Below are 6,000 nucleotides of genomic sequence, written 5' to 3' on the forward strand. Positions count from 1 at the left end.
ACGGTCATCCACGCTCTGACGGATCAGCTACGGAACACCTGAAAATGACGACACACCGATTCGGCGTACGCTTGGGCTTTGCGTTTCTGGCGGCAATGTTCGTCGCGCCCGGCGCGATCGCGCAGCAGAGCGATGCGCCGCAGAAGCCCGGCAAGATGATCCACGCCGGCGACGTGCTGTCGGGGGAACTCGGCGTCATGAAGGTGCGCGATGCCAAGAACCGCGGCAAGCGCGTCGCGACCTACCAGATCACCAGCGAGCCGCGCCGCCTGCCGCCGCCGAACGGTCTGTGCAATCTCGAAACCGGGCCGGAAACCTTCCAGCTGATTCCGACCAACGACGCCCAGGCTGCGCAGCTCAAGAGCCTCTCCGGCAAGGCCATCTCGGTGAAGGTCGACGAGGTCGCCTGCGCCAGGGACGCCGGAGAGATGAGCGAAGCCATCGTCACCAAATGGAGCGTGGTGGCGAAGTAGGTTCTTGTAGCCCGGATGGAGCGAAGCGAAATCCGGGACGGTCGTGCCAGTCGAGAGGTTTCCCGGATTGCGCTTCGCTCCATCCGGGCTACGGCGGCTGAGCTAGACTCGCACCGGCCCCAATTCATCAAAGTGCCCGCGCCGCTGCAGCCAGGCGAGCAGGATCAGGCTCGGGACCGCGACCAGGACGCAGATCACGAAGAATATCTGCCAGCCGACGGCCTTGGCCACATAGCCCGCGCCCGATGACAGATAGGTGCGGCCGACCGCGGCGAGCGCCGTCAGCAGCGCGTATTGCGTCGCGGTGTGCAGCGGGTTGCGGCATAGCGCCGACAGATAGGCGACGAAGATGACGGTGCCGATCGCGCTGGTGAAATTCTCCGCGGTGATCGCAAGCGCCAGCGCCCATTGATCGACGCCGACATGCGCGAGCCAGGAGAATGAGAGGTTGGCGACCGCCTGCAGCACGCCGCCGATCCACAGGCTCTGCGCGAGCGAATAGCGCCGTGCCACGAAGCCGCCGGCAAAGCCGCCGATCAGGGTCGCGGCGAGGCCGACACCCTTCACGATCGCCGCGTAATCGACCTTGGAAAAGCCGATGTCGATCACGAACGGCGCGGTCATGGTGCCGGAAAACGCGTCGGTGAACTTGAACAGCACCACAAAGGCGAGCGCCGCGAAGGCGTCCTTGCGGCTGAGGAACTCGGAGAATGCGCCGAGCGCCGCATGAAACACGCGTTCCGCTGCGTTCTGCGCGTGCGTGGCCGCCTCCGCGCCTTTCGATTGCGCCGGCTCGGTCGCGGCAAGCGCCGTGACGATGCCGATCACGACCAGCGCGGCCATCACCACATAGCCCCACATCCACGCCGACGAGCGCGCGAGGCCAGCGGATTCGAACCCACTGACGATGAACAGCGCGCCGGCGGTCGAGACCAGCATGCCGACGCGATACGCCGCGACATAGGACGCCATGCCGGCGGCCTGCTCGCTCTCGGGCAGGCTTTCGACGCGGAAGGCATCGACCACGATGTCCTGCGTCGAGGAGGCGGTTGCGACCAATAGCGCAGCGAAGGCGGCAAACCACGGCGAGCGTGCCGGATCGGCCACCGCCAGCACCAGGATCGCCGCGATCAAGAGCAGCTGCGAAAGCAGCAGCCAGCCGCGGCGGCGTCCGAAAACTTGCGTGAACAGCGGGACGTGCAGCGCGTCGACCAGCGGCGCCCAGAGGAACTTCAGCGTGTAGGGCGTGCCGATCAGCGCCAGCAACCCGATGGTACCGAGATCGACCCCGGCCTCCTTCATCCACACCTGCAGCGTCGAGCCCGACAGCGCCAGCGGCAGGCCCGACGAGAAGCCGAGCAGCAGCACGATCAGCACCCGCGGCTGCAGGTACACCGCGAAGCCGTCGCGCCATGAGGTGGCGGCGGGCTCCTGCGGCTTTACGGACGCGTCTGACGTCGCTTCAGGTGCGGTCATAGGGGAGTTGTTACCAGATTCGGCCGCAAAAAGACTGTCATCGCCCGGCTTCACGTAGACGTACGCGCGCCCGACTGCCGCCTCTGGGATACTGGATCGCCCGGTCAAGCCGGGCGATGACACCGCATTTGTGGCGAAACTGCTGCCTACTCCCCCGCCTGCAGCTTGCGCGGGGCGGGGAACAGGTCGGTGGCGGCGGGCTTGACGAAACGCGGCACCTCGATCGGGGTCTCGGACTTGCTGAAGTCGAGTTCCTCGATGCGGCCGGCGCGCTTCTCGATCTTGTCGGCCGAGATCAGGATCTGCCTGACGTCCTCGTTGACCTGGCCGAAATGGGTCTGCAGCTTGAGTACGCGCTCGCGCAGGCGGCCGAGGTCGTCACCAAGGTGCATCACCTCGTTGCGGATCTGGTCGGCGGCGTCGCGGATGCGGGCGTCCTTCAGGATCTGCTGCATCACCTGGATCGCCAGCATCAAGAGCGAGGGCGACACCAGCACGACGCGGGCGCGATAGGCCTTCTGGATCACGTCGTCGAAGCCGTCATGGATCTCGGCATAGACCGATTCCGACGGCACGAACATCAGCGCGGTGTCCTGTGTCTCGCCAGGGATCAGGTATTTTTCGGCAATGTCGCTGACATGCTTCAGCACGTCGGCGCGCAGCCGCTGGCAGGCCGATTTGCGTTCCTCGTCGCTGCGCGCATCGTGCAGCGCGGTCATCGCCTCGAGCGGAAATTTGGCGTCGATGCAGAGCGGGCGCTGGTCGGGCAGGAACACCACGCAATCCGGCCGCTTGCCCGTGGTCAGCGTGTGCTGGAACTCGTACGAGCCCTTCGGCATGCCGTCCTGGACGATCGCCTCCATCCGCGCCTGGCCGAACGCGCCGCGCGATTGCTTGTTGGCGAGCACGTCGCGCAAGGTCGTGACCTGGGTGGTGAGCTCGTTGAGGTTCTTGTGGGCGTGGTCGATGATGCCGAGCCGCTCGTGCAGCACGCGCAGCGAATCCATCGTGTTGCGGGTCGATTGTTCCATCGACTGGCCGACCCGGTGGGTCACCGAGTCCAGCCGCTCGTTGACGGCGCGGGCCATCTCGGCCTGGCGGCCGGCCAGCGCCTGCGCCATGGCGTCGACCCGTCCGGAGGATTCGCTCTGGGCCCGCAGCATGTCGGCGAGCCGCTCCTCCAGCTCGTCGGCGCGAATGGCCTGGGCCATCGCGAGTTCCGCGCCGCGCCGGCTGGCCCGCGCGATCACCAGGGCGATGGCAAACAGCAGGATCAGCGCCAGCGCGCCAAGCCCGATCAGCGCGTCGGAAACGCGGACCGCAAGGTCGCCAATCGTGAGCAGAATCTCGTTCATGCCGTCCGTTGTAGCCGATTCGCTGTGGGACGCGAACGAAGAGGGAACACTTATGGTAAATGCTTTCCGAATTTTCTTGGTTAACCGGGGGTAAAGAAACGTGGTTAAGGTTGTCCTAACGGGTTCCTGAGCGCATTGACCGCATCAGGCCCGCAGCTTAAATCGCCGCCATGGCTTTAAGAGAAATCATCATCCTGCCGGACAAGCAGTTGCGGCTGGTGTCGAAACCGATCGAGAAGGTGACGCCGGAGATCCGCAAGCTCGCCGACGACATGCTCGAGACCATGTATGATGCGCCCGGCATCGGACTTGCGGCGATCCAGGTCGCGCAGCCGCTGCGGCTGATCACCATGGACCTCGCCAAGCGCGACGAGAACGGCGAGACCACGCCGCAGCCGCGGGTGTTCATCAATCCGGAGATCATCTCGCATTCGGAAGAGCTGTCGGTCTACGAAGAGGGCTGCCTGTCGATCCCCGAATATTACGAGGAGGTCGAGCGTCCGGCGCGGGTCCGCCTGCGCTTCACCGACCTCGACGGCAAGCTGCATGAGGAGGATGCCGAGGGGCTTTACGCCACCTGCATCCAGCATGAAATCGACCATCTCAACGGCGTGCTGTTCGTGGACTATCTGTCGAAGCTGAAGCGCGACCGCGTCTTCAAGAAATTCGAGAAGGCCGCCAAGCGCGCAGCGGACTAGGCGCGCCATCGGCTGTCTCACGCCCGGAAGAATCTGATCGCATGCCTCTCCGCCTGATCTTCATGGGCACGCCCGATTTCGCCGTGCCGACATTGCTGGAACTGGTGGCGCACGGCCATGAGGTCGTGGCCGTCTACACCCGCGCGCCGAAGCCCGGTGGTCGGCGCGGCCTGCAATTGCAGCCGACGCCGGTCGAGCAGGAGGCGCGCCGGCTCGGCATTCCCGTGCTGACGCCGAAGACGCTGAAGACACCGGAAGCGCTCGAGGCGTTTCGCGCGCATGACGCGGATGCCGCGGTCGTCGTCGCCTACGGCATGATCCTGCCGCAGGCCATTCTCGACGCGCCGAAGCTCGGCTGCTTCAACCTGCATGCTTCGCTGTTGCCGCGCTGGCGCGGTGCCGCGCCGATCAACCGCGCCATCATGGCGGGTGACGCCGAGAGCGGCGTGATGGTGATGAAGATGGATGTCGGCCTCGACACCGGCGACGTCGCGATGGCCGAGCGGCTGCCGATCACGGACAGCATGACGGCATCCGATCTGCACGACGCGCTGGCGCCGCTCGGCGCCGACCTGATGGTGCGCGCGATGGGCGCGCTGCAGCGCGGCGGCTTGCAGCTGACCAAGCAGAGCGCGGACGGCGTCACCTACGCCGCCAAGATCGAGAAGGCCGAGGCGCGAATCGACTGGACGCAACCGGCGCATACGGTGCTGCGGCACATTCACGGACTGTCGCCGTTCCCCGGCGCCTGGTGCGAGCTTTCGGGCGAAGGCGAGCCGGTGCGGCTGAAAATCCTGCGCTGCGAGCTGGCGAAGGGCGCGGGTGAACCGGGCGATGTGCTCGACGATCATCTTGCGATCGCCTGCGGCGATGGCGCGGTCCGGATTATCGAGCTTCAGCGCGCCGGCAAGGGACCGATGAAGGCGGCGGACTTCCTGCGCGGCACGCCGCTGAAGCCGCCCGCGCGGCTCACCTGATGCCCCGCTACAAGCTCACCATCGAATATGACGGCACGCCGTTTTCCGGCTGGCAGATCCAGGACACCGCGCCGACCGTGCAGGGCGCGCTGGAGACGGCGGTCAAGGCGATCTGCGGCGAGGATGTGCGCGTCCATGGCGCAGGGCGTACCGATGCCGGCGTGCACGCGCGCGGCCAGGTCGCGCATTGCGATATCGCCAAGCATTTTCCGCCGGGCCGCTTTCGCGACGGGCTGAACGCGCATCTCCGGCCCGATCCGATCGCCGTGCTCGCGGCCGACATCGTGCCCGACGATTTCGAGGCACGCTTCTCGGCGACCAGGCGGCATTATCTCTATCGCATCACCAACACCCGCGCGAACCTCGCGCTCGACGTCGGCCGCGTCTGGCGCGTGCCGCGCGCGCTCGATGCCGACGCGATGCACGCCGCTGCGCAGCGGCTGCTCGGCAAGCACGATTTCACCACCTTCCGCGACACCGAGTGCCAGGCCAAGTCGCCGGAGAAGACGCTCGACCAGCTCGACGTCACCCGCGACGGCGCTGCCATCAACATCGTGACGTCGGCGCGCTCATTCCTGCACAGCCAGGTGCGTTCGATGGTCGGCTCGCTGGTCTGGGTCGGCGAGGGCCGTTGGAGCGCGGACGATCTTTTCGCCGCACTCACCGCCCGCAACCGCGCCGCCTGCGGCCCCGTTGCGCCGCCGGACGGGCTCTATCTGATGCGGGTGGATTACTAGGCGGAAGTGACTTCGTAGGATGGGTGGAGCGAAGCGATACCCATCGCTTTCGCCGAGGGATGATGGGTATCGCTGCGCTCCACCCATCCTACGCGGACTACCGCATCTGGTGCGGGTGGATTACTTGCGGCCACAATCCCTACTGTGCATGGGGTTGTTTTCGATGTTTTTTGTCCAGGCGGTGAGAATGGTCTCGTAGCAACCATTAAGCCGTGACGGTTGTTTCGAGCCAAGGCGTTCCGCGCTGGACGACAGTGTTGGCATAGATCAGCAGCTTCCGTGCG

At 65.9% G+C, this 6,000-nt stretch carries 6 protein-coding genes; 4 read left to right on the forward strand and 2 right to left on the reverse strand.

The window, feature by feature from the left end:
- The first annotated feature begins 44 nt into the window (after positions 1–44).
- On the forward strand, positions 45–473 hold the full coding sequence (locus AC628_RS33455) for a hypothetical protein (RefSeq protein ID WP_168193506.1): 429 nt from the start codon (positions 45–47) through the stop codon (positions 471–473).
- Between the two features lie 102 nt (positions 474–575).
- Here AC628_RS33455 and AC628_RS33460 read toward each other — a convergent pair whose 3' ends face one another.
- Both AC628_RS33460 and AC628_RS33465 read right to left on the reverse strand, forming a co-directional pair.
- Entirely contained in the window at positions 576–1,949 is a 1,374-nt protein-coding gene (locus AC628_RS33460) for an AmpG family muropeptide MFS transporter (RefSeq protein ID WP_074130986.1), read from the reverse strand.
- 146 nt (positions 1,950–2,095) lie between these two features.
- Positions 2,096–3,304, reverse strand: coding sequence for a DNA recombination protein RmuC (locus AC628_RS33465; RefSeq protein ID WP_074130987.1), 1,209 nt, complete (start codon positions 3,302–3,304; stop codon positions 2,096–2,098).
- Between the two features lie 170 nt (positions 3,305–3,474).
- Here AC628_RS33465 and def point away from each other — a divergent pair, with 170 nt between their 5' ends.
- From def to truA, 3 genes are read left to right on the forward strand one after another with little or no spacing between them, the layout of a single operon-like run.
- Positions 3,475–4,002 carry a peptide deformylase gene (def, locus tag AC628_RS33470; protein ID WP_074130988.1) on the forward strand — a complete coding sequence of 176 codons (528 nt, stop codon included), beginning with the start codon at positions 3,475–3,477 and terminating at the stop codon, positions 4,000–4,002.
- A gap of 41 nt (positions 4,003–4,043) precedes the next feature.
- Entirely contained in the window at positions 4,044–4,979 is a 936-nt protein-coding gene (fmt, locus tag AC628_RS33475; RefSeq protein ID WP_074130989.1) for a methionyl-tRNA formyltransferase, read from the forward strand.
- Positions 4,979–5,716: a tRNA pseudouridine(38-40) synthase TruA gene (gene truA / locus AC628_RS33480; protein ID WP_074130990.1), complete on the forward strand. Its 738-nt coding sequence runs from the start codon at positions 4,979–4,981 to the stop codon at positions 5,714–5,716. The genes fmt and truA overlap by 1 nt, the downstream gene beginning before the upstream one ends.
- Positions 5,717–6,000 lie beyond the last annotated feature (284 nt).

Origin of the sequence: Bradyrhizobium sp. NAS96.2 (genome assembly GCF_001908235.1) — a bacterium.
Taxonomy (GTDB): domain Bacteria; phylum Pseudomonadota; class Alphaproteobacteria; order Rhizobiales; family Xanthobacteraceae; genus Bradyrhizobium.